This is a genomic window from Denitraticella aggregata, assembly GCF_048158365.1.
In the GTDB taxonomy this organism is placed as follows: domain Bacteria; phylum Pseudomonadota; class Gammaproteobacteria; order Burkholderiales; family Rhodocyclaceae; genus Azoarcus_F.
In genome coordinates this window covers 33,081-55,731 of the sequence record NZ_JBLLNL010000007.1, presented here as the reverse complement: position 1 = coordinate 55,731, position 22,651 = coordinate 33,081, and the positions used below count along the sequence as shown (strand labels likewise).

General features: G+C 65.1%; 23 protein-coding genes and 1 tRNA gene. 14 read left to right on the top strand and 10 right to left on the bottom strand.

Annotation, left to right across the window (positions count from 1 at the left end):
• From hslU to ACKVEX_RS10125, 5 genes are all read right to left on the bottom strand, one after another.
• Positions 1-1,332 (bottom strand): ATP-dependent protease ATPase subunit HslU, encoded by a 1,332-nt coding sequence (hslU, locus tag ACKVEX_RS10145; RefSeq protein ID WP_473215608.1) that lies wholly within the window; start codon positions 1,330-1,332, stop codon positions 1-3.
• A complete protein-coding gene (gene hslV, locus ACKVEX_RS10140) occupies positions 1,329-1,868 on the bottom strand; it encodes an ATP-dependent protease subunit HslV (RefSeq protein ID WP_473215607.1) in 540 nt (179 codons plus the stop codon). The genes hslU and hslV overlap by 4 nt, the downstream gene beginning before the upstream one ends.
• A gap of 38 nt (positions 1,869-1,906) precedes the next feature.
• Positions 1,907-3,076 carry an STAS domain-containing protein gene (locus ACKVEX_RS10135; protein WP_473215606.1) on the bottom strand — a complete coding sequence of 390 codons (1,170 nt, stop codon included), beginning with the start codon at positions 3,074-3,076 and terminating at the stop codon, positions 1,907-1,909.
• An 85-nt stretch (positions 3,077-3,161) separates the two neighbouring features.
• Positions 3,162-4,100, bottom strand: a complete 939-nt coding sequence (locus tag ACKVEX_RS10130) for an alpha-E domain-containing protein (RefSeq protein ID WP_473215605.1) — start codon at positions 4,098-4,100, stop codon at positions 3,162-3,164.
• Position 4,101: 1 nt separating this feature from the next.
• Positions 4,102-5,550, bottom strand: coding sequence for a circularly permuted type 2 ATP-grasp protein (locus ACKVEX_RS10125; protein WP_473215604.1), 1,449 nt, complete (start codon positions 5,548-5,550; stop codon positions 4,102-4,104).
• Positions 5,551-5,695: 145 nt separating this feature from the next.
• On the opposite strand from ACKVEX_RS10125, the gene ybgC reads away from it, so the two are divergent.
• The 11 genes from ybgC (at position 5,696) to ACKVEX_RS10070 (ending at position 13,536) form a co-directional block, all read left to right on the top strand.
• Positions 5,696-6,145 carry a tol-pal system-associated acyl-CoA thioesterase gene (gene ybgC, locus ACKVEX_RS10120; RefSeq protein WP_473215603.1) on the top strand — a complete coding sequence of 150 codons (450 nt, stop codon included), beginning with the start codon at positions 5,696-5,698 and terminating at the stop codon, positions 6,143-6,145.
• The gene (gene tolQ, locus ACKVEX_RS10115) at positions 6,142-6,816 is read left to right on the top strand and encodes a protein TolQ (RefSeq protein ID WP_473215602.1); all 675 of its coding nucleotides are present in this window, start codon (positions 6,142-6,144) and stop codon (positions 6,814-6,816) included. The genes ybgC and tolQ overlap by 4 nt, the downstream gene beginning before the upstream one ends.
• Before the next feature lie 13 nt (positions 6,817-6,829).
• Positions 6,830-7,234, top strand: a complete 405-nt coding sequence (gene tolR / locus ACKVEX_RS10110; RefSeq protein ID WP_473215601.1) for a protein TolR — start codon at positions 6,830-6,832, stop codon at positions 7,232-7,234.
• A complete protein-coding gene (locus ACKVEX_RS10105; protein ID WP_473215600.1) occupies positions 7,234-8,121 on the top strand; it encodes an energy transducer TonB in 888 nt (295 codons plus the stop codon). Before tolR ends, ACKVEX_RS10105 begins: the two co-directional genes overlap by 1 nt.
• Positions 8,122-8,260: 139 nt before the next feature.
• Positions 8,261-9,544: a Tol-Pal system beta propeller repeat protein TolB gene (gene tolB / locus ACKVEX_RS10100; RefSeq protein WP_473215599.1), complete on the top strand. Its 1,284-nt coding sequence runs from the start codon at positions 8,261-8,263 to the stop codon at positions 9,542-9,544.
• 49 nt (positions 9,545-9,593) lie between these two features.
• Positions 9,594-10,109, top strand: coding sequence for a peptidoglycan-associated lipoprotein Pal (gene pal / locus ACKVEX_RS10095; RefSeq protein WP_473215598.1), 516 nt, complete (start codon positions 9,594-9,596; stop codon positions 10,107-10,109).
• Entirely contained in the window at positions 10,109-10,828 is a 720-nt protein-coding gene (gene ybgF, locus ACKVEX_RS10090; protein ID WP_473215597.1) for a tol-pal system protein YbgF, read from the top strand. The genes pal and ybgF overlap by 1 nt, the downstream gene beginning before the upstream one ends.
• Before the next feature lie 19 nt (positions 10,829-10,847).
• Positions 10,848-11,510 carry a 7-carboxy-7-deazaguanine synthase QueE gene (queE, locus tag ACKVEX_RS10085; RefSeq protein ID WP_473215596.1) on the top strand — a complete coding sequence of 221 codons (663 nt, stop codon included), beginning with the start codon at positions 10,848-10,850 and terminating at the stop codon, positions 11,508-11,510.
• A 31-nt stretch (positions 11,511-11,541) separates the two neighbouring features.
• Positions 11,542-12,222 carry a 7-cyano-7-deazaguanine synthase QueC gene (gene queC / locus ACKVEX_RS10080; RefSeq protein WP_473215595.1) on the top strand — a complete coding sequence of 227 codons (681 nt, stop codon included), beginning with the start codon at positions 11,542-11,544 and terminating at the stop codon, positions 12,220-12,222.
• 33 nt (positions 12,223-12,255) lie between these two features.
• Positions 12,256-13,362 carry a YeeE/YedE family protein gene (locus ACKVEX_RS10075; RefSeq protein ID WP_473215736.1) on the top strand — a complete coding sequence of 369 codons (1,107 nt, stop codon included), beginning with the start codon at positions 12,256-12,258 and terminating at the stop codon, positions 13,360-13,362.
• A 98-nt stretch (positions 13,363-13,460) separates the two neighbouring features.
• Positions 13,461-13,536: transfer RNA gene (locus tag ACKVEX_RS10070), tRNA-Lys, on the top strand.
• A gap of 121 nt (positions 13,537-13,657) precedes the next feature.
• Here the strand turns inward: ACKVEX_RS10070 and ACKVEX_RS10065 are convergent.
• The gene (locus tag ACKVEX_RS10065) at positions 13,658-14,053 is read right to left on the bottom strand and encodes a PIN domain-containing protein (protein WP_473215594.1); all 396 of its coding nucleotides are present in this window, start codon (positions 14,051-14,053) and stop codon (positions 13,658-13,660) included.
• Positions 14,053-14,295, bottom strand: a complete 243-nt coding sequence (locus ACKVEX_RS10060) for an AbrB/MazE/SpoVT family DNA-binding domain-containing protein (RefSeq protein ID WP_473215593.1) — start codon at positions 14,293-14,295, stop codon at positions 14,053-14,055. Before ACKVEX_RS10060 ends, ACKVEX_RS10065 begins: the two co-directional genes overlap by 1 nt.
• 273 nt (positions 14,296-14,568) lie before the next feature.
• On the opposite strand from ACKVEX_RS10060, the gene ACKVEX_RS10055 reads away from it, so the two are divergent.
• From ACKVEX_RS10055 to ACKVEX_RS10045, 3 genes are read left to right on the top strand one after another with little or no spacing between them, the layout of a single operon-like run.
• Complete coding sequence (locus ACKVEX_RS10055; RefSeq protein WP_473215592.1) at positions 14,569-15,912, top strand: metal-dependent hydrolase family protein; 1,344 nt, start codon at positions 14,569-14,571, stop codon at positions 15,910-15,912.
• 23 nt (positions 15,913-15,935) lie between these two features.
• A complete protein-coding gene (locus tag ACKVEX_RS10050) occupies positions 15,936-16,715 on the top strand; it encodes a hypothetical protein (protein ID WP_473215591.1) in 780 nt (259 codons plus the stop codon).
• Between the two features lie 38 nt (positions 16,716-16,753).
• Entirely contained in the window at positions 16,754-17,743 is a 990-nt protein-coding gene (locus tag ACKVEX_RS10045; RefSeq protein WP_473215590.1) for an META domain-containing protein, read from the top strand.
• A gap of 47 nt (positions 17,744-17,790) precedes the next feature.
• On the opposite strand, the gene ACKVEX_RS10040 is transcribed toward ACKVEX_RS10045, so the two are convergent.
• The 3 genes from ACKVEX_RS10040 to ACKVEX_RS10030 are packed head-to-tail and all read right to left on the bottom strand — an operon-like array spanning position 17,791 to position 22,569.
• Complete coding sequence (locus ACKVEX_RS10040) at positions 17,791-19,005, bottom strand: osmoprotectant NAGGN system M42 family peptidase (RefSeq protein WP_473215589.1); 1,215 nt, start codon at positions 19,003-19,005, stop codon at positions 17,791-17,793.
• 8 nt (positions 19,006-19,013) lie between these two features.
• Positions 19,014-20,744, bottom strand: coding sequence for an N-acetylglutaminylglutamine synthetase (gene ngg, locus ACKVEX_RS10035; protein ID WP_473215588.1), 1,731 nt, complete (start codon positions 20,742-20,744; stop codon positions 19,014-19,016).
• Positions 20,745-20,787: 43 nt separating this feature from the next.
• On the bottom strand, positions 20,788-22,569 hold the full coding sequence (locus ACKVEX_RS10030) for an N-acetylglutaminylglutamine amidotransferase (protein ID WP_473215587.1): 1,782 nt from the start codon (positions 22,567-22,569) through the stop codon (positions 20,788-20,790).
• Positions 22,570-22,651: the final 82 nt, after the last annotated feature.

Here is a 22,651-nt window from a genome sequence, read left to right as displayed (position 1 = left end):
TCAGAGCACGTAGCGGGCCAGGTCCTCGCGTTGGGACAGCACTTCCAGACGGGAGTCGACATAGGTCGCGTCGACATTGACCCGGTCGAAGCCGGCCTTGCCCGCGTCGAAGGACACTTCCTCGAGCAGCTTCTCCATCACCGTGTACAGCCGGCGCGCGCCGATGTTCTCGGTTTTCTCGTTGACGTGATACGCGATCTCGGCGAGCCGCCGGATCCCTTCGTCGGTGAAGCCCAGCGTCACGCCGTCGGTCGCCAGCAGCGCCTCGTACTGACGGGTCAGGCAGGCGTCGGTCTTGGTCAGGATGCGCTCGAAATCCTCCACCGACAGGCTCTCCAGTTCGACCCGGATCGGAAAGCGCCCCTGCAGTTCCGGAATCAGATCGCTCGGTTTGGACAGGTGGAAGGCACCGCTCGCGATGAACAGGATGTGGTCGGTCTTGATCATGCCGTACTTGGTGGACACGGTCGTCCCTTCGACCAGCGGCAGAAGGTCACGCTGCACGCCCTGGCGCGACACGTCCGCGCCATGCACGTCGGAGCGCGCCGCGATCTTGTCCACCTCGTCGAGGAACACGATGCCGTTCTGTTCGACCGAACGCACCGCCTCGGCCTTGATCTCCTCGTCGTTGATCATGCGCGCGGCTTCCTCGTCGGCGAGCGCCTTGATCGCGTCACTGATCTTCATCTTGCGCTGCTTCTTCTTGCCACCGCCCAGATTCTGGAACATGCCCTGAATCTGCTGCGTGAGTTCCTCCATGCCGGGCGGCGCGAAGATCTCGGCGGTCATCGCATGCGCGGCGACCTCGATCTCGATCTCCTTGTCGTCGAGTTCCCCCTCGCGCAGCTTCTTGCGGAATTTCTGACGGGTGCTCGAATCCTGCGCTGCGGGCTCGGCATCGAGACCGACCGCACGCGCCGGGGGCAGCAGCGCGTCCAGCACGCGGTCCTCGGCCGCGTCCAGTGCGCGATCGCGTACGCTGCGCATGGCCTGCTCGCGCATGTCCTTGATCGCAGTCTCGGCCAGGTCGCGGATGATGGTCTCGACGTCGCGGCCGACGTAGCCCACTTCGGTGAACTTGGTCGCCTCGACCTTGATGAACGGGGCGTTCGCGAGGCGGGCCAGCCGACGCGCGATCTCAGTCTTGCCGACACCGGTCGGACCGATCATCAGGATGTTCTTGGGCGTGATCTCGCTGCGAAGTGGCTCGTCCACCTGGGCGCGACGCCAGCGGTTGCGCAGCGCGATCGCGACCGCGCGCTTGGCCTTGTCCTGTCCGACGATGTGCTTGTCGAGTTCGGAGACGATCTCCGGGGGGGTCATCTGGGTCACGCTTGAAGTACCTCGATCACATGGCTCTGGTTGGTGTAGATGCAAAGGTCGCCGGCGATCTGAAGCGACTTCTTCACGATGTCCTCGGGCGACAGTTCGGTGTTCTCGAGCAGCGCGCGCGCCGCCGACTGCGCATACGCGCCACCGCTGCCGATCGCGACGATGCCCTGCTCGGGTTCGAGCACGTCGCCATTGCCGGTGATGACCAGCGAGTGCTCGCCGTCGGCGACCGCCAGCATCGCCTCGAGTCGGCGCAGCATGCGATCGGTGCGCCAGTCCTTGGCCAGTTCCACCGCGCTGCGCAGCAGATTTCCCTGATGCTTGTCGAGTTTGCCCTCGAACCGCTCGAACAGAGTGAAGGCGTCGGCGGTGCCGCCCGCAAAACCGGCGAGTATCCTGCCCTGATACAGCGTGCGCACCTTGCGCGCGGTCGCCTTGATCACGATATTGCCCAGCGTGACCTGACCGTCGCCACCGAGCGCGACGTGCCGGCCCCGGCGCACCGACAGGATGGTGGTGCCGCGATATTGCTCCATGATTGTTCCTCGATTGATTCGATTCAGGCCGGTCCGACTCAGCGGCGCAGGCTGACCTGCGCCACCTGATCGACACTCATCACGCGCAACAGCGCGCCGACCATCGCATTGACATTGATCAGGCTCACCCGCTTCCCCTGTGCACACAGGGAGGACACGATGTTGAAGAGGGTGCCTGCACACACGAAATCCATGCGCCGCAACTGGCCGCAGTCGATCTCGATCGACTGCCGTTCGGCCCCCAGTGCGGCGAGCCGCCGGATGCTCTCGTTGCCCGCGCCGACCAGTTCCCCCTCCAGGCAACAGTCGTCCGAACGCACGCTGGTCTGGTTGGTTGCGGCAATCGCCGCAGTGGGCCGGGGTTTGTCTTCCCAGGACGGCGGCGACTCCTCGAAGGTGATCGCATAATCGAGCGCCAACTGCTCGAAACGCTCGTGCGCGCCAGTATGCTGGAGGAGCTCCAGCATCAGCAACCAGAACGGCCTGCGCTGTGCGACACCGACCTCGATCTGGCTCTCGACCAGCGTGATCAGCCCCTCGCAGTTGAGCAGGTACAGTCTGGCGCGCTCCCGCGCGAGTCCGGCGACCACGTCCAGCAGCAGGCAGCAGCCGGTTTCATCGACCGTGCGCAGGCGCTTCAGGTCTATCCTGATCGCCCCGCTCTTCTGCCCGATCACCAGCATCTGCTTGAATTGCGCTTCGGCCTGACCGTTCAGGTTGCCGGTCAGATTGATCAGCGGCACCACGTCGGACTTGCGCCTCGGCGGACTCGCCGACAGATCCACCCACGGCGGCGGGGAGCGCTCGAAACGGGTCGCGTAGTCGAGCACACGCGACTCGAAGCGCTCGCGCTGCCCGGTCAGCTGGTACAGATCGAGCAGCATCATCCACAGCCCTTCCCCTGCTGCGGCGGATTCATCCGCCAGCACCGCATTGAGCAGGGCTTCGGCTTCGCGCGCATTGCCGTTCGCGTAGAGGATCGCGACTTCCTCGAATATCGCACCAAGGCCTGTACCGACCTCCTGGACTTCGACCAGGTCCGCGCAATCGGCCAGCGCCAGCGAGAATTCGCCGGTGGAGAAATCGATGCGGGACAATTCGCCGCCAGGCTCGGCTGCCTGCCCACGACGCGGGGGCGCATCCTTGCGGGCGCCGTCCCGCGCACCCGGTTTACCCGCAGGAGACTTGTTGCCAAATAGACCAGCCACGCCGATATGTACCCGAGAGTTCGCCAAAGATCCTACCGATCCATAACCAGCGCAAGGATAGCATTTTGCACCCGCGCCTTGCCGCTCAAGCGTCGTACGCGGCCGGAAACCAGCATTCGACGATCGCCTCGTGCAGTTCGGCGATCTCGAGCTGGAGCCTGTCCATGAATTCGTGTAGCCCGTCGCCTGCGATCAGCGCGTCGACGTCCGCATCGAGCACATGGCGCCGGGCCTGCATCGCGATCCGCAGCGGACGCTCGTTGTGCGGCAGGCAGTCGAGCGCGCTCTCGGACTGGGTCAGCGCATGCGCGACCGAACGCGGGAACGGGACGTCCTGCAGCAGAAAGCGCACCACGTCCGGTCCGTTGATGCGGCGCTTGACGTGCTGACGGTACATCTGGAAACCGCTCTGCGAGCGCAGCACGCTGGTCCACAACAGGCCTTCGTAAGGTTCCGGGTCGTCGCGACGCGTCAGCAGGCGGATCGCACCGACGTCGATCTGCCGGGTCGCCATGTCGCCGCGCTCCAGATTGCGGCCGAGCCGGATGAAGTCGTAGGCGGGGTCGTGGCTCATGCTCCCGGCGAGCAAGCCGGTCAGCGTCTGGCAGCGGCGCACGATCTCGGACAGAAAAGCGTAGCGCCCGCGCTTGGTCAGCCCGCTTTCCAGATGGTCGCGCGCGAACAGGTAGAGCTCGTTTACCACCTCCCAGCCGTCGGTCGGCACCAGGTCGCGCGTGGTGCGCACGTTCTCGCGAGCGCCACGCAGCGAACTGAAGACCGAACTCGGGTTGTAGGTATCCGCAACCAGGAACTTGACACAGTTGCGGTCGTCCTCGCGCTGATAGTGCTCGTCGAAGATGTGGTCGTTGCCGGTCACCGCCACCAGCCCCTTCCACGAAAGCTGAACCGAGCGGGGCATGTCCAGCGCCAGGTTGTGGAAGGCCATCATCATTCGCGCGGTATTTTCCGCCCGCTCGATATAGCGCGCCATCCAATACACACGCTCTGCGACTCTCGATAGCATGTCAGCTCTCCTCGTCGACGATCCAGGTGTCCTTGCTGCCACCACCCTGGGATGAGTTGACCACCAGCGAACCCTTGCGCATCGCGACCCGGGTCAGTCCGCCGGCGGTCACGTCGGTGCGCACGCCCTGCAGCACGAAGGGCCGCAGATCGAGATGGCGCGGCTCCAGGCCATCCTCGCACAGCGTGGGGGCAACCGACAGACTCAGCGTCGGCTGCGCGATGTAGTTGCGCGGATCCTTGCGAATCAGCTGCGCGAACTCGGTGCGCTGCTTCTTGGTCGAGTGCGGGCCGACCAGCATGCCGTAGCCGCCCGACTCGTTCGCCGGCTTGACCACCAGTTCCTCGAGGTGCTCGATGACGTAGTCGCGGTTCTTCTTCTCCACGCACATCCAGGTCGGCACGTTCGGGATGACCGGATCCTCGTCCAGGTAGTACTTGATCATGGCCGGCACGAAGGTGTAGATCACCTTGTCGTCGGCCACCCCCGAACCGGGCGCATTCGCGATGCCGACCTTGCCTTTGCGCCAGGCGCGCATCAGGCCGGGCACGCCGAGCATCGAATCCGCTCGGAAGGCGTCCGGGTCCATGAACTCGTCGTCGATGCGGCGGTAGATCACATCGACCCGCTCCAGGCCGTCGATGGTGCGCATATACACGCAGTCATCGTCGTCGACGACCAGGTCCGCGCCTTCGACCAGTTGCGCACCCATGCGCTGCGCGAGAAAGGAGTGCTCGAAGTAGGCCGAGTTGAAGATGCCCGGCGTCAGCACCGCGATCTGCGGATAATCCTGCGGGCGCGGAGAGATCGACGCGAGCATGTCGAACAGCTGGGTCGTGTATTCGTCGACCGGCAGGATGCTGGAGCTCTCGAACAGTTCAGGGAACACGCGCTTGGTCACCTGGCGGTTCTCGAGCATGTAGGACACGCCGGACGGCACCCGCAGGTTGTCCTCCAGCACATAGATCGTTCCATCCTTGTCGCGCACCAGATCCGAGCCGCAGATGTGCGCCCACACGCCCAGCGGCGGCGTGAAACCCCTGCACTGATCGCGGAAGTTCTTGGAATTCGCGAACACGTATTCGGGCACGACCTTGTCCCGGACGATGCGCTGCTCGTTGTAGATGTCGTCGATGAACAGATTCAGCGCGGTCAGGCGCTGGATCAACCCCGTCTCGACCGCCTGCCACTCGCTGCGCGGAATCACGCGCGGGATGATGTCGAAGGGCCAGGCCCGATCGATGTTCTCGCCCTCGCTATAGACGGTGAAACTGATCCCCATCTCGACGATCGCGAGTTCAGCGGCGCGCTTGCGTGCACGGATTTCGTCATCGTCGAGCGACGCGAGGTAGTCGGTGAGCTTGCGTGCACCCGAACGTGGTTTGCCGGGCGATGCGATCAATTCATCGTAGAAGGGCGATGGATCGTAGGTCTTCCAGTCTATCGACATGCTGTACGTCCTCTCTGGTCGGTGCGGCATGTGACGCCGCTCGGATCGGCCGTGCTCACCGCCGCAGCATACGTGATCGCCATTCGGGTTGAAACCCGATGTGGCATGCTGCGCCGCACGCAACGATCCCGTCTAGAATACGCGGATGAACGATTCCGACCAACGGACCCGGGCCAAGCTGGCAGTCCCCTTCGAACTCCAGCTGCGCGTCTATTACGAGGACACCGACGCTGCGGGCGTCGTCTATTACGCCAACTACCTGCGTTTTTGCGAGCGTGCCCGCACCGAAGCCTTGAGAACGCTTGGCTTCGAACAGGGGCGGCTGCTGGCCGAAAAGGGCATCGGTTTCGTGGTCCGGTCGGTTCAGGCGACGTTCATCCGCCCCGCCCGCCTCGACGACCCGCTGCTGATCGCCAGCACGGTCACCCGTCTCGGCGGGGCCAGCCTGGAGTTCGATCAGAAAGTGCTGCGCGGCGCGGAACTTCTGTTCGACTCCAGGATCTCGATCGCCTGCGTCGACACGCTGCGGCAACGTCCAACCGCGATTCCGCCGGAACTTCGCACCCTTCTCACTCAGCACGTTCCACAGCCATGACCACCACTCAAGACCTGTCCATCCTTTACCTGATCACGCAGGCGAGCCTGCTCGTGCAGCTGGTCATGCTGCTGCTCGCGGCGCTGTCGGTCGTGTCCTGGTACTGGATCTTCCGCAAATGGTTTCAGATTCGCACCGCACGCGACAGCACCGGAACCTTCGAGCGGGACTTCTGGAGCGGTGGCGATCTGAACACGCTGTATCAGTCGGCCGCCGCCGCGCGCGAGGACGCCGGCGGGATCGAGCGGATCTTCGAATCCGGCTATCGCGAGTTCACCAAACTGCGCGCCAAGAGCCACGACCATCCAGCGATCATCGATGGCGCCCGGCGCGCGATGCGGGCGACCCACCAACGCGAGATGGACGATCTGGAGTCTCACCTCGCCTTCCTCGCGACGGTCGGCTCGGTCGCACCCTACATCGGGCTGCTCGGTACCGTGTGGGGCATCATGAACGCGTTTCGCGGCCTGGCCAACGTGACGACCGCGTCGCTCGCACAGGTCGCACCGGGCATCGCCGAAGCACTGGTCGCCACCGCGATCGGACTGTTCGCCGCGATTCCGGCGGTGGTCGCATACAACCGCTTCACGCACGACATCGACCGGATCGGTATCCGCTTCGAGAGCTTCATGGAGGAGTTCTCCAATATCCTGCAGCGGCACCTGCGCTGAACGAGCCACAACCATGCGTCAACGCCGTCTCATGAACCAGATCAACGTCGTGCCTTACATCGACGTGATGCTGGTGCTGCTGGTGATCTTCATGGTCACCGCCCCGATGATCCAGACCGGCAGCGTCGATCTGCCCACCGTCGACGGCGTGCCGCAGCCGCCGAGCGAAGCGATGTTCGTCGTGATCCGATCGGACGGCTCCTTCGCACTGCGGCAGACCATGTCCGCGCCGGCGCGCGACCTGCCCGAACTCGAGGTGATGCGCGAGCTCAAACAGGCCATAGAAGCCAATCCCGATCAGGCCATCGTGATCGAAGCCGACAAGGAAGTGAAGTACCAGATCGTGATGGATACTCTGAATGAAATGCGCAAAGCCGGCTTCAACAAGGTCGGCCTGCAGACCCAGACCGGCAGCTGATGAACGATTCCCCGAATTTCGAGCGCCGCGAGCCCCCCGGCAAATGGGTGTCGATGGGGCTGACCGTGTTCGTTCACGTCGGTCTGATCGTGTTCCTGCTGGTCGGCGTGCGCTGGGAAAGCCGGCCGCCTGCCGCGATGGAGGTCCAACTGGTCGCCGCGCCGACCGCCCCGGTGGCCGAGACGAGGCCGGCACCGGCCCCGCGTCCGACGCCGGAGCCGCCCAAGCCCGAGCCGCCGAAACCCGAACCCAAACCGGAACCACCGAAACCGGCGCCAGCGAAGCCTGAGCTGCCCAAACCGGCGCCGGACATCGCGACCAAGGCGCCCGAGCCCAAGCCTGAGCCGCCCAAAACCGAACCGCCCAAGCCGCCACCTCCGAAACCGGAACCTCCGAAACCGCCACCGCCCACACCGGAGTCACCAAAGCCGGAGCCAAAGCCAGAGCCAAAGCCGGAACCAAAGCCGGAACCACCGAAGCCGGCCCAGACGCCGCCCGACGACTATATGGCGCAACGCCTGGCGCAGGAACTCGAGCGCGCGCAGATCGAGCGGCTGATGCGCGACGACGCGGCACGCGTTGCGGAGGCACGAACCGCCGTTCCGGGCGGGGCGCTCGGGGATTACGATGCACGCATCCAGGCGCACATCAAGCGCAATATCGTGCTGCCGCCCAGCGTCTCGGGTGATCCGAGCGCCGAGTTCCTGGTGACACAGGCACCGGACGGCACGGTCACGAGCGTGCGGCAGCTCAGTTCGTCCGGCATTGCTGCGCTCGACGCGGCGATCGAACGGGCGATCAACCGCTCGAGCCCGCTGCCGCTGCCGACGACGCAGGAGCGGCCACCGCGGGAACTCCGACTGACTTTCCGGCCACTCAGGGACTGAGCTGAACGCCGTGCAGCCCGAACGCCGACAGACGGACTGCATCACTTTCGCTTCAAATTCAATGCAGACCAATGCTTACACACCTCGCCGCAGGACTCCAGTAGAATCCCGGACCAACGCAAAAAGGCACGACAAGGCCATGAAATATCTGCTTTTCCGCTTTCGAATCGCCATCATGGCCTGCGTGCTGGCGATTCCGCTGTTCACGCACGCCCAGTTGTCGATCGAAATCACCGGCGCGGGCGCGACCCGCTTCCCGGTCGCGATCCCTATTCTGGAGAACGAATCCACCCTCCCTCGCAGCGTGTCGGATGTGGTGCGTGACGATCTCGAGCGCAGCGGGCTGTTCAGCATCGTCAATCTCGGGCTCGCCAGCCTGCCCGAAGCCGTGGTGCCCGATCTGATCGGCATCCGCGGCCGCGGCGCCGACGCGGTCCTGACCGGTACGGTCGTACCGCTGCCCGACGGCCGCTTCGACATCCGGGTGCGCCTGTTCGACACGCAGAAGCAGATCGAACTGGGTGCGATGGCAATGCGCATCGCGCCGGCGCAGAACCGTACCACCGGACATCGGATCGCGGACTTCGTGTATGAGAAGCTCACCGGCCTGCCGGGTTACTTCTCGACCCGCATCGCCTATGTCGTCAAGAGCGGGCCACGCTTCGAGCTGCAGATCGCCGACGCCGACGGCATGAATCCGCAGACCGCGCTGGTGTCGCGTGAGCCGATCATCTCGCCGGCCTGGGCGCCCGACGGCCAGCGCCTTGCTTATGTGTCATTCGAGGCGAAGAAACCGGTGATCTACGTGCACGACCTGCCGACCGGTCAGCGCCAGGTGGTCGCGAACTTCCGGGGCTCCAACTCGGCCCCGGCATGGTCACCCGACGGTCGGCAACTGGCGGTAGTACTGACCCGGGACGGGCCGTCCCAGATCTACATCCTCAATGCCGACGGGTCGGGCGCCCGCCGGCTGACGACGTCGAGCAGCATCGATACCGAGCCGGCCTGGTCGCCAGATGGGCAATGGCTGTATTTCACGTCCGACCGCGGCGGCAGCGCGCAGATCTATCGTGTCGGACGCGACGGCGGAACGCCGCAGCGAGTCACCTTCGATGGCAATTACAACGTCACACCGCGGGTCTCGGCCGACGGCAGAAGCCTCGCCTACGTCACACGCAGGGATGGTCGCTTCCAGGTCGCCATCATGGACCTCGCGTCGGGCCAAAGCATGGTTCTGACCGATTCGGTGCGCGACGAATCGCCGAGCTTCGCGCCGAACGGCCGCATGATCCTGTATGCGTCCGAGAGCGGTGGTCGCGGCGTGCTCGCCGCGGTTTCGTCCGACGGACGGATCAAGCAGCGACTGTCGATCCAGGCGGCGGACGTGCGCGAACCGGCATGGGGCCCGCTGCCCAGACAATGAACACCCCGATCCTCCTTGGTACACACCTCAACCTGTAATGGAAATCGAAATGAAGAAATTGCTCCTGCCGGCCCTCCTTTCAGTCCTGCTGGTCGCTTGCGGCGGAAAAGCAGGCCCGCAGCAAACCGGGGTCGGCGTGGATGACCGCTCGACCGGCGTCGCCACCGTCTCCGCAGGCGACGTCTCCGGAACCGGTATCGCGGCCCTGACCGACCCGAACAGCATCCTGTCGCGCCGAGGCGTGTATTTCGATTTCGACAGCTTCGTGATCCGCTCGGAGTTCATGCCGCTGGTCGAAGCGCACGCCAACTTCCTGTCCAGGAACCCCGACATGCGCATGCTGGTTCAGGGCAACACCGACGAGCGCGGCAGCCGCGAGTACAACCTCGCACTCGGCCAGAAGCGCGCCGAGGCGCTGAAGCAGGCCTTGATGCTGCTCGGTGCGCGTGAGAACCAGATCGAGTCGGTGAGCCTCGGCGAAGAGAAGCCGCGCTGCACCGAGCAGACCGAAAGCTGCTTCGCGGAGAACCGCCGCGCCGACATGTTGTACACGGGCGAATTCTGATGAAGAGACTGCTCCCGATCGCTGTGCTCCTCGCAAGCTCCACGTTTTCCACCGCGCATGCCCAGTTGTTCGGCGGCGACGATCAGGCCAGGCGGCAGATCGTCGAGATGAACGCTCGTCTCGAGGCCAGCGGTCGGGCGCAGCTGGAGCTGTCCAATCAGAACGAAATGCTGCGGTCCGAGATCGCGACGATGCGCGGCCAGATGGAAGTGCTGATGCACGAGCTCGAGTCGCTGAAGCAGCGGCAGCGCGATTTCTATGTCGATCTCGACGACCGCCTGCTGCGACTCGAGGGCACCGGTGGCGCGGAGGGGTCTGGCGGTGCCGCCGCAGCGCCGTCCGACCCAGGCGCCGAATCGGCAGCCTATGAGGCGGCGCTGAATCTGCTGAAGGAAGGCAGGCACGCCGATTCGCTGGCGGCATTCGAGAAGTTCATCGCCGAACACCCCCGCAGCAACTTGCTGCCGGGCGCCAACTTCTGGGCGGGCAACGCGGCCCTTCAGGCCCAGGAAATCGTGTCGGCCAGGAGCTTTTTCAACACTGTCATCACCAACTGGCCGAACGACCCGATCGCCCCGGATGCGATGCTCGGCCTGGCCAACAGCCTGCAACTGATGGGGGAGGCGCGTACCTCGCAGGAGACCCTGCGACGCATAGTCGAACGCTATCCCGACAGCTCGGCGGCACAGGTCGCGATACAGCGACTCGGCACCCAGTAAGGCGCAACGCCCAGACCTGATGACGATGACCGACAACCGCAGTTCGAGGCTGCGGATCACCGAGATTTTTGCCTCGGTGCAGGGGGAATCTTCCCGCACCGGCCTGCCGACCGTGTTCGTGCGGCTCACCGGCTGTCCGCTGCGCTGCAGCTGGTGCGACACCGAGTACGCCTTTCATGGCGGCAGGCTGCGCGACCTCGACGACATCCTTGCCGAGATCGCGACCCATGGCATTCGGCAGGTCTGCGTCACCGGAGGCGAGCCGCTCGCACAGAAGTCCTGCCTGGAACTGCTGACCGCGCTGTGTGATGCGGGCTATTCCGTGTCGCTCGAAACCAGTGGCGCGCTGGACATCGCGGCGGTCGATTCTCGCGTATCGCGCGTCATGGACCTCAAGCCACCCGGCTCGGGCGAGGTCGGCCGCAACCGGTACGAGAACATTGGGGCGCTGCGCGCCGGCGACGAGGTCAAGTTCGTGCTCGCCGACGCGGACGATTACGCATGGGCGAAAGCCTGCATCGCGGAGCATGCGCTGATCGGGCGCTGCGAGGTGCTGCTGTCTCCGGTCGAAGGTCGGTTCGATCCGGCCGCGCTGGCCGAATGGATCGTGCGCGACCGGCTGCCGGTCCGCTTTCAGCTTCAGCTTCACAAGATCCTGTGGCAGGACGCGCGGGGTCGCTGAAGGCCAAACACGCACCAGAAGGAAGACCACCATGGACACCCGACCCCGCGCAGTCATCCTGCTCTCCGGCGGCCTGGACTCGACCACCTGCCTCGCGATCGCGCAGGCCGACGGTTACGACTGCCACACGCTGTCGGTCGCCTATGGGCAGCGGCATGTTGCCGAGCTGACCGCGTCGAAGCGCATCGCCGAAGCCATGGGCGCACGCGAACACCGGATCGCCACGGTCAGCCTGGGCCAGTTCGGCGGCTCGGCGCTGACCGACGCCGCGATCGGCGTGCCGACCCACGGCGCGACCGAGGACATTCCGGTCACCTACGTCCCCGCGCGCAACACGGTCATGCTGTCGATGGCGCTGGCCTGGGCGGAAGTCCTGGGATCAGGTGACATCTTCATCGGCGTCAACGCGGTCGACTACTCGGGCTATCCGGACTGCCGTCCCGAGTTCATCGACGCCTTCGAGACGATGGCGAACCTGGCGACCCGCAGCGGCGTCGAAGGCAAGAGGCTTCGGATTCATGCCCCGCTGATGCGTCTGTCCAAGGGCGAGATCATCGCTCGTGGCATCGAACTCGGTGTGGACTACGCGCAGACAGTGTCGTGCTACCAGGCCGATGCCAGCGGAGCAGCCTGCGGCGTGTGCGAGGCCTGCCGGCTGCGTCGCGCCGGCTTCGAGGCAGCCGGCATGGTGGATCCCACGCGATACCAGTAGAATCGACACCGCTACGCCCAACGGAAAATCATGCTGGACGAACCGATCATTGCCGCCTCCACGATCGCCTGGGCCGCCTTCGCGCTGGGCGCGGTCTTCGGCTTCGTCGGCAACAAGACCAGTTTCTGCACGATGGGTGCGGTGTCGGACATCGTCAATATGGGCGACTGGACGCGCATGCGCATGTGGATGCTCGCGATCGGCGTCGCGATCGTCGGCACCACCATGCTGCAGTTGACCGGCCAGTTCGACGTCACGCACTCCTTCTACACGGGTAATCGGCTGATCTGGTTCTCCAACCTGCTCGGTGGCGCAACCTTCGGGGTCGGCATGACGCTCGCCTCAGGTTGCGGCAGCAAGACGCTGATCCGCATCGGCGGCGGCAATCTGAAGTCGCTTGTGGTTTTCGTGTTCCTCGGCATCTCCGCCTACATGACGATGCGGGGCCTGTTCGCCGTCTGGCGGGTCGCGTTCATCGACTCGGTCGACGTGACCTTGAGCACCGGCCAGGACATTCCATCCATCCTCGCCGGCATCGGTCTCGCACACGACACCGCGCTGATCCTTGCGACCGGGATCATCGGCGGCGGACTGCTGATTTTCGCGCTGCTCGACCGCGAGGCCCGGCGTAGCGACATCCTGCTGGGCGGTATCATCATCGGCGGCCTGTCGGTCGCCGGCTGGTATCTGACCGGGCATGTCGGCTATGTCGAGGAACACCCACGCACGCTGGAGCAAGCGTTCATCGGCACCAACAGCGGCAGCGCCGAGTCCTTCACTTTCGTCGCGCCGATCGCCTACACGCTGGAACTGCTGATGCTGTGGAGCGATACCAGCCGCATCGTGACCTTCGGCATCGCCGGCACGCTGGGCGTCATCGCCGGCTCCGCGGTCTATGCGCTGCTTTCGCGGAGCTTCCGGATCGAGGGTTTTCACCAGTCCGACGATCTGGCACGCCACATCGTCGGTGCGATCCTGATGGGTTTCGGGGGCGTGACCGCCTTCGGTTGCACGATCGGACAAGGCATCACCGGTTTCTCCACGCTCGCGGTCGGCTCGATCATCACGACGGCCGCGATCATCGCCGGCGCCGCCGCGACGATGAAGATCCAGTACTGGCTGCTGATGCGCGAGGGCTGAAACCCGGCTCCGGCGCCGGCGCCCGGCTGGCCCGCCCTGTCCGCGATGTTGACCCGGTCAGCCGTGCTAACTATAATTGCGGTCTTTCGAAGGTCGGCGGGTCGTTAGCTCAGTTGGTAGAGCAGCGGACTTTTAATCCGTTGGTCGCGTGTTCGAGCCACGCACGACCTACCAAAAACCTCGAAATAAAACACGCAGATAGCCCAGCCGATTCGGTTGGGCTTTTTGCTTTCCGGTTTCATGCAAGCACGATGCAGGCGCTGTCGGGCGATAGCGGCGCAGGCCGAAGGCAAAGTCAGGCAAAGGGATTGCGGACCTGTAGGCGACCCAGTGCCAACCCATCGTGCAGATCTTCCGTATACAGCACTTCAGCATCCACCTCCTGTGCCGAGGCACAGATGAGGGCGTCGTAGAACGACAGTCGATAGCGTTCAGCCAGGTGAAGCGCGCGCTCATGGGCCGCGAGCGACAGCGACACGACCTCGCAGCACGCCTTCACGGCATCGAGTAGTTCGCGCACCTCGGACCAGGGCAGTTTCAGCTTTCGCCGGCATACCGAGGCCACCTCATTGAGCACCTGAACGCTGACCGTGCCGCCGCGTGCGAGCAGCGCTTCGGCCGCGTTGGCCTTGTGCTCGTCAGCCGAAAGCAGGTAGAGCACGACATTGGTATCGAGGAAAACCGGGCGCATCAGCGGCTACGGTCGTCTTCATGGGCTTCGAGTCGGTCTAAGCGGAAGTCTGCTGGCAACCGGCCTCTGAACCGGCGCAAGCGTGCCAGCAAATCCTGAGGCAGCGCCTTGCGGGCAACCTCGAGCGTTCGGTCGCCCACCACGTGCAGTTCAATCTCCTCGCCTTCCTTCAGTTCGAGGGCCTGAACCACTGCAGCGGGCAGGCGGACGGCCAGTGAATTCCCCCATTTGGCGACTTGCATGGCAGCTTTCCCGTTTGGATATACATTCCAGGATAAGTTTATCCTTGCTTTGAATGGCTGTCAGTATTGCTGGACGACTCTTCGGCAGACATATGCAAGCTCATTTCCGCGGCCCATTCGCTCGGGGCCCCGAAGGATCGACACAGCCCATGCCGGTCCGTTTTCGTGCGGCTTCCGAAGTACCCTCCTTTACAGGATCGGCACACGCCGCTATCGTCCTCGTTAAATCTCGACGTAACGCATGGCGCAATGGGTGCGCCGGGGAGCCATCCAATGAATATCAAGCACTTCGCCATCGTCTCGATAGTCGCCTCGATGTCGGCGCTGACCTTCGATGCTCACGCCGCGCAGACCGCGGTGCTGATCGAAAACGTATTCATTTTCGACGGCAAGGGCAGCGCCCGCGCAAGTGTCCCGGCCAACGTGCTGGTCGTCGGCAACACCCTCGAGGCCATCTCCACCGCGCCGCTGGCTCCGCCCGATGGGGCCGAGGTGACCCGCATCGACGGCGCCGGAAGAACCCTGATGCCGGGTCTCATCGACGCGCACTGGCACGCGATGCTGATCGGCCAGACGCTGATGGACGCGATGACCAGCGAGGTCGGCTACACGAACCTGCGGGCGGCGCAGGTGGCCGAGGCCACGCTGATGCGCGGCTTCACCACCGTGCGCGACATGGGCGGCCCGGTTCAGGGGCTGCGCCGCGCGATCGAGGAGGGGCGTTATCGCGGGCCGCGCATCTTTCCGTCCGGCGCGATGATCTCCCAGACCGGCGGCCATGGCGACTTCCGCCTGCCGCACGAGATACCGCGCGCGCCCAACCAGCCGCTGAGCCACACCGAGCTGACCCGGACCGCCGCGATCGCCGATGGCGCCGATGAGGTCCTGCGGCGCGTTCGCGAGCAGCTGATGCTCGGTGCGACCCAGGTGAAACTGATGGCTGGCGGCGGCGTGACCTCCATCTACGACCCGATCGACGCGAGCCAGTACACGCCGGAGGAGATCCGTGCTGCGGTGGCAGCTGCGGAGAACTGGGGCACCTACGTCACGGTTCACGCCTACACGAGCCGGGCCGTACAGATCGCGATCGAGGCGGGTGTGAAGGCCATCGAGCACGGCCAGCTGGTCGACGATGACACCGTCAGGCTGATGGCCGAGCAGGGCATCTGGTGGTCTCTGCAGCCCTTTCTCGACAACGAACTCGCGAACCCGCAGACCGGCGCGAACCGGGTCAAGCAGTTGATGGTCTCGGCCGGCACCGAGCGCGCCTACGAGCTGGCCAGGAAGCACAAGGTCAAGGTCGCGTTCGGCACCGACATCCTGTTCTCCGGCGATGACGGCGAGGGGCAGAACGCCCGCCTGGTTTCGCTGGAACGCTGGTATTCACCGGGCGAGGTGCTGCAGATCGCGACCGGCAACAACGGCGCATTGCTCGAGCTGACCGGCGAACGCAATCCCTACCGCAAACCGCTGGGCGTGATCGCCGTAGGTGCGCTCGCGGATCTGTTGCTGGTCGATGGCGATCCAACCGAGGATCTGTCGCTCATCAAGCACCCCGAAGAGCACTTCGTCGTAATCATGAAGGACGGCCGCATCTACAAGAATCTGCTCGACTGAGCACGCAGACACCCGAGGACAGCATGAATCCGACACGGAGCTTTCGAGACGTCGCGATTTTCATCGTAGCGGTGACCCTTCCGCTGAGCGCCGCAGCCCAACTCCGTGTCGATCCTGATGCGATCGACAACGACCGCTGGCACTACCGCATCACCCCCTACGCCTGGGGTGCGGGTCTCGATGGCACGGTCGGCAAATTCGACCGCCGTGCTGAAATCGACAAGAGCTTCAGCGACATCCTGCACGACCTCGATTTCGGGGCCATGGTCGGATTCGAGGCCCGCCGGGGCCGGGTCGGGCTGCTCGCAGAATTGATGTACGTGCGTGTGAGCGAGTCCGACCGGGTTCCCACGCCGTTCGGCTTTTCGGTCAAGGTGAACGTCACGGCCCGCACTACGACCGGCCTGCTCGCCGCAACCTACCGGGTTGCGGTCGACGACTGGGGCTATGTCGATGTATTGGGCGGCGCGCGGCACTGGTCGCTGCGCACCGACGTCAGGCTCGGGGGCCCGCTCAACCTTCGTGGCCGGAACACCGAAAGCTGGACCAATCCTGTGATCGGCGTCCGTGGGCTCCACCACCTCGGGCCGCGCACCTACGCTTTGGGCTGGGCCATGGCCGGTGGCTTCGGCGTCGGTTCGCGCAGCAGTTCCGACCTGATGGCCGGGCTGGGCTACCAGCTAAACGAGCAGGCAGCATTGCTGTTCGCCTACCGTCGGCTCGCGGTCGATTATCGGAACTCCGGCTTCGTGTTCGACACGACCTTGCAAGGACCGGTCATCGGGCTCGACTATCGGTTCTGATCACCCGCTTACTGTCACATCCAAGGCTGGAATTCATCATGACACGTTACCCGAACAAACCCGTTCTGTTGTCCGCGCTGCTGCTCGGCTTGTCGGCCTGCGCCACGGTCGCGGAGCCCGATCGCGCGGGGAGCGCCTCCATGGCGCAGACAGTGTATACCGCCCTCCATTTCGATTGTGGTGACCTGTCCGTGCTGCTCACCGATGTGGATTCCACCCCGGTCCTGGTAGCCGCAGGCGAATCGATTCCGATGCATCAGACCCGCGCCGCATCCGGCGTGCGCTACGAGGCGACGCAGGACGCCTCGACCGTGCTGCACATGAAGGGCGACGCCGCCTGGGTGGATTTGCGCGGACGCGACCGCGCAAACTGTACGCTGACCACCCCGCCCGCGCAGCCCTTCACCGCTCAGGGACAGGAGCCGCCATGGCGGGTACAGGTGATGGATGATGCCGTGACGCTCACCACCGGCTATGCCGGCGCGGCGCGCACACTGGCGTTGTCGAGTATCGAGCAGTCCGGTCTGACGACGAGGATGCAGGCTGCGGACCGCGCGGGTGTGATCGCGCTGGCGATCGTCGGTGAGGTCTGCCGCGACAGCATGAGCGGCATGCCGCATCCGTACTCGGTCGTGCTCTCGGGAATCGACGGCGCTCAACCCGGATGCGGTGGCCAACCGATCGACCTGCTGGCCGGGCGGGAATGGATCATCCAGTCGCTGGACGGCGTGACACCGACCGACGGCTCACCGGTGACGCTGCGCTTCCTGAAAGACACGGGTCGAATCGCCGGCACGGGGTCGTGCAATCGCTACCACGCCGGCTACACCCTGGATGGCGAGTCGCTGCGCTTCACCCACGCCGCGACCACGATGATGGCCTGCGCGCCAAACCTGATGGACCAGGAACAACGCTTTCACTCGATCCTGAGTGGCATCGACCGTTTCGACTTTGACCTGGACGGCCGGTTGATCCTGGGCGGCGCCAATGGTCAGTTGGTCGCCACAGCCTCGCCTCTGTCGGACTGAAGCCTCTGCCCCGGTCAACCGAAGAGGGCCATCCCGCCATTTCCGCCTTACAGTCGATCCTGACAGTTAGGCAGATTGGGTGAGTCCAGGTCGAGGAACTCGCCCGGCTCCGGCAGCGGCGAGTTCGGCAGCACCATGTCCTCCGGACGCAGCTGTTCGGTGAAGCCTTCGAGCGAGCCGAGGGAGTGACAGTCACGTGGGCTGACCGGCTCGCTCATCATGTAGGCGGTGACCAGCCGGCTCAGTGCGATCAGCGCTTCGCGATGGGTACGCTCCTGCGCATGCGAGGCGTCCGCGCCGAAGCCGATCAGCGCGGTCCGGATATCGTTGCCGGCCTCGACCGCCGCGGCCGAATCGGAGCGGTAATACTTGAACACGTCACGCCGGTGCGCGATGCCGTGCTCCTTGGCCAGGGAAATCAGTTTGTGGGTCAGGTGGAAGTCGAAGGGCCCGGACATGTCCTGCATACAGATCGTGGCGGCATGTTCCGACGTGTTCTGGCCTGGCGCGGCGATCGAGATGTCCAGGCTGACCATCTCGGCGATCTCGCCATGCAGGGCGGCCGAAGCGCCGGAGCCGACCTCCTCCGTGATGGTCAGCAGCGGGTGCACATCCACCGGCAGCGGCAGCTTGTGGTCGCGTACCGCCTTGCACGCGGCAAGCAATGCAGCCACGGCGGCCTTGTCGTCAAGGTAGCGCGAGTTGATCCAACCGTTGGGCTGGATCTCGGGTTGCGGGTCGAAGGCGATCCAGTCGCCGACATGGATTCCGGCGGCCTCGAGATCGGCCTTGCAGCGCGCGTCCACATCGACCCGCACCTCGACATGATCCCAGCCGACCGGCTGAGAGTCGATCTCATCGCCGAAAGCGTGGCCAGAGGTCTTCAACGGCAGGCAACTGCCGCGCAGATGTCCATCCTCGGTGAAGATGGTCAGTCGCCCACCTTCGGCAAAACGTGCCGACCAGTGACCGATCGGCACGATCCCGAGGCGCCCGTTGTCCTTGAGGCCGCGGACCATCGCGCCCAGCGTATCGAGATGCGCGACGATCGCCCGCGCCGGCTGCTTTTCCCGACCGCGCAAGGTCGCACGGATCGCACCACGCCGGGTCAGCTCATACGGAATGCCCAACGCCTCGAGGCGTCCCGCGGTGTAGCGCACGGCCGCATCGGTCAGGCCGACCGGGCTCGGGATCGCGAGCAGCTGCAGCATGGTCTCCTCGAGATAGTCGTAGTCGATACCGGGCAGGATGGCTGGGGTCATGGTTCTCCTCACTGACTTGTTCTTGTATTCGGGAACAGCAGATCGATGAATCGTTCCGCCGTCGGCTGAGGTTCGTGATTGGCGAGACCGGGACGTTCGTTGGCTTCGATGATGACGTAGTCGGGCTCATCGGCCGCAGGCACCAGAAAATCCAGCCCGGTCACCGGAATGTCGAGTTCGCGGGCCGCGGCCTCGGCCGCGTCGCGCAGCACCGGATGCAACTGGTCGGTCACGTCGTGGATGGTTCCGCCGGTATGCAGGTTGGCGGTGTTGCGCACCGTGATCCGGTGATCGAGCGGCGGCACGTCATCCAGCGCGAAGCCCTGCGACTGCACGCAGCGGCCGGTCTCGTCATCGACCGGAATGCGCGACTCGCCACCGGTGGCCGCCTGCCGGCGCCGGCTCTGCTTCTCGATCAGCGCGCGCACGCTGGATCGGCCGTCGCCCACCACCACCGGCGGGCGGCGCACCGCGGCCGCGACCACCTTGAAGTCGATCACGACGATGCGCAGGTCCTGACCCTCGCAGTATTGCTCGAGGATGACCCGGTCGCAGAACTGCCGCGCACGTTCAATGGCGGCCTCGACTTCATCGGCTCCGGTCAGGTTCACGCTGATGCCCTTGCCCTGCTCGCCCTCGACCGGCTTCACCACCACCGCGCCATGCTCGGCCAGGAACGCGTCGATCGCATCCCGCCCGGACGCCTCGGCTTGCGCCGGCACCCGGATGCCGGTCGAACCCAGCAACCTGAGCGTCACCCGCTTGTCCTGGCAGCGGCTCATCGCGATCGCGGTCGTCATCTCGGACAGCGACTCGCGACACACGATACTGCGTCCGCCCAGCGTCAGGCGGAAATAGCCGTTCTCGGCATCGAGCACCTCGACATGGATGCCGCGTATGCGCGCCTCATCGACGATCAGGCGCGCATAGGGGTTGAGGCGATCGACGCCCTCTTCGGGTCCGACGAACAGCGCTTCGTTGATCGCATTGCGCCGCTTGACGGCGAACACCGGAATGCGGGTGAAACCGAGTTTCTCGTACAAGGCGATGGCCTGCGCATTGTCGTGCATGACCGACACGTCCATCCACGCCCGACCGCGAGCCTGGTAGTGCTCGGCGAGGTAGCGTACCAGCGCCTCGCCGATGCCGGGATGCGCCGCCTGTGGCGCCACCGCCAGTGCCCACAGGCTGGAACCTCGTTGCGGATCGTCGAAGGCCTCGACGTGATCCAGCCCCATCGCAACACCGACGATCTCGCCGCTGCTGCGCTCTTCGGCCAGCGCATAGGTGATGCTGCGGCTCGCGCGCGCGCGCCAGACCTTCTGCGTGTCGACCGGCACCATGTTGCGTGCCCGGTACACCACGTTGATCGCAGCCACGTCCGAGCGCGTTCTGAGACGCCTCACGGTAAAGCCTTTCCGCGCCGCGGTGCCGGTCCGATAGCCGGACAGCTCGAGACGGAACGCGTCGGACGGATCCAGAAACAGCTGCTGCGGTGCCTGGGCGACCACGATCTGCGGCTGCTGGACGTAGAACGCGATATCGCGCTCGCCGCTGCCTTCCTTCAGCAGTTCGACCGCAAGCCGGGCCGGATCACGCCAGGTCTGTGCCGGCAACCAGCGTCCCCAGCCGCACTCGATGATCGCGTCCTCGGACATGTCCTTGAAGGCCGGCTGCCCGGAGGGCAGGTGCAGCGGCGTCCGTCCGGCGCGCAACACCTTGGTCAGTTGCTTTCTCATTCGTCCACTCCGAACAGTGTCGGCCCGGAAGCCGTCGCCGTCGTCACCCACGACCTCCCGAATGGGTTTGCAGCCACCATTCGAGCAGGCCGAGTTGCCACAACTTGGACCCGCGCAGCGGCGTGATGTGAGCGCCGGGGTCGGCGAGCAGCATGTCGACATGGTCCTTGCGGAACAGTCCGCGCTCGCGCGCGGCCGCACTGTTCAATGCGTCCCTGACCCGCTCCAGCACCGAACCCTGCAGATACTTCAGCGCCGGCACCGGAAAGTAACCCTTGGGCCGGTCGATGACGGCCGACGGGATGACCTTGCGGGCCGCCTCCTTGAGCACGCCCTTGCCGCCGTGCGCGAGCTTGTGCCGCGCCGGGATGCGCGCGGCGAGTTCCACCAGCTCATGGTCCAGGAACGGCACCCTTGCCTCCAGGCCGAAGGCCATGGTCATGTTGTCCACACGTTTGACCGGGTCGTCGACGAGCATCACCGTGGTGTCCAGACGCAAGGCCTTGTCCACCGGATCGTGGGCGCCGGGCGCATTGAAGCGTTCGGCGACATAGGCGGCGGATTCGTCCGCGGCCAGCCATTGCGGCGACACCACCGCGGTGTATTCGTCGAAATCCCGGTCGCGGAAGGCCGCGAGATAGTCGGCGACCGGCTGGGCGCTGCCATCGAGCTTGGGATACCAGTGATAGCCGCCGAACACCTCGTCCGCGCCCTGACCGCTCTGCACCACCTTGCTGTGCCGCGACACCGCCTCGGACAGCAGGTAGAAGCCGATACAGTCGTGGCTGACCATGGGTTCGCTCATCGCCTCGACCGCTTCCGGCAGGCGCGCGAGCAGGTCGGACTCCGGCACGAAGATGCGCTCGTGTATCGTCGAAAAGCGCTGCGCGACGATGTCGGCATACTCGAACTCGTTGCCCTTCTCGTCGCCGACATCCTCGAAGCCGACGTTGTAGGTGCGCAATTCCGACACGCCGGCCTCGGCCATCAGGCCGACGATCAGGCTGGAGTCCACCCCGCCCGACAATAGCGCCCCGACCGGCACGTCGGCGACCAGGCGTCGCTTGACCGCCGCGCGCAGGCCATCGAGCAGGATCTGCGTCCATTCGTCGAAGCTGCGCGCTTCGTCGGCCGGGTCGCGCGGATAGACGAGCGACCAGAATGTCTGCTCGCGGCGCCGGCCATCGGCCTCGATCTCCATCAACGTGCCCGGCGCGAGCTTGCGCACGCCGGCGTACATCGTGTGCGGGGCCGGCACGACCGCATGGAAGGACAGGTAGAAGTTCAGCGCGACCGGATCGATCGCAGTATCGACGCCACCGGCGGCCAGCAGCGCCGGCAGCGACGACGCGAAGCGCAGTCCGCCGGCGAGTTCGGCGTAGTAGAGCGGCTTGATGCCGAGACGGTCGCGCCCGAGCAGCAACCGACCGCTGTCGCGCTCCCAGATCGCGAACGCGAACATGCCGTTGAGCCGCTTCACGAAGTCCGCCCCCCACGCGTGGTAGGCCTTGAGCAACACCTCGGTATCGCCTTGCGAGTAGAAGCGATAGCCGAGCCCCTCGAGCTCGCGCCGCAGCTCCGGGTGATTGTAGATCGCGCCGTTGAACACGATGCCCAGCCCCAGATTCGGGTCGAACATCGGCTGCTGCGCCGATTCGGACAGATCCATGATCTTCAGCCGCCGGTGCCCGAACGCGTAGCCTCCCTGCGCAAACGCACCCCCGCTGTCCGGGCCGCGGCGACGCTGGCGCGCGTTCATACGCGCCAGCGCGACCAGATCCGGCTCGGATCCGTCGAATCTCAGCTCTCCTGCGATACCACACATACGTGTTCCTCCTGCACTTCGAGCGGCGCACCCGCACAGACGCCGACTGTGAGCGACGACCCTGGCATCGCGCGACGGTCGG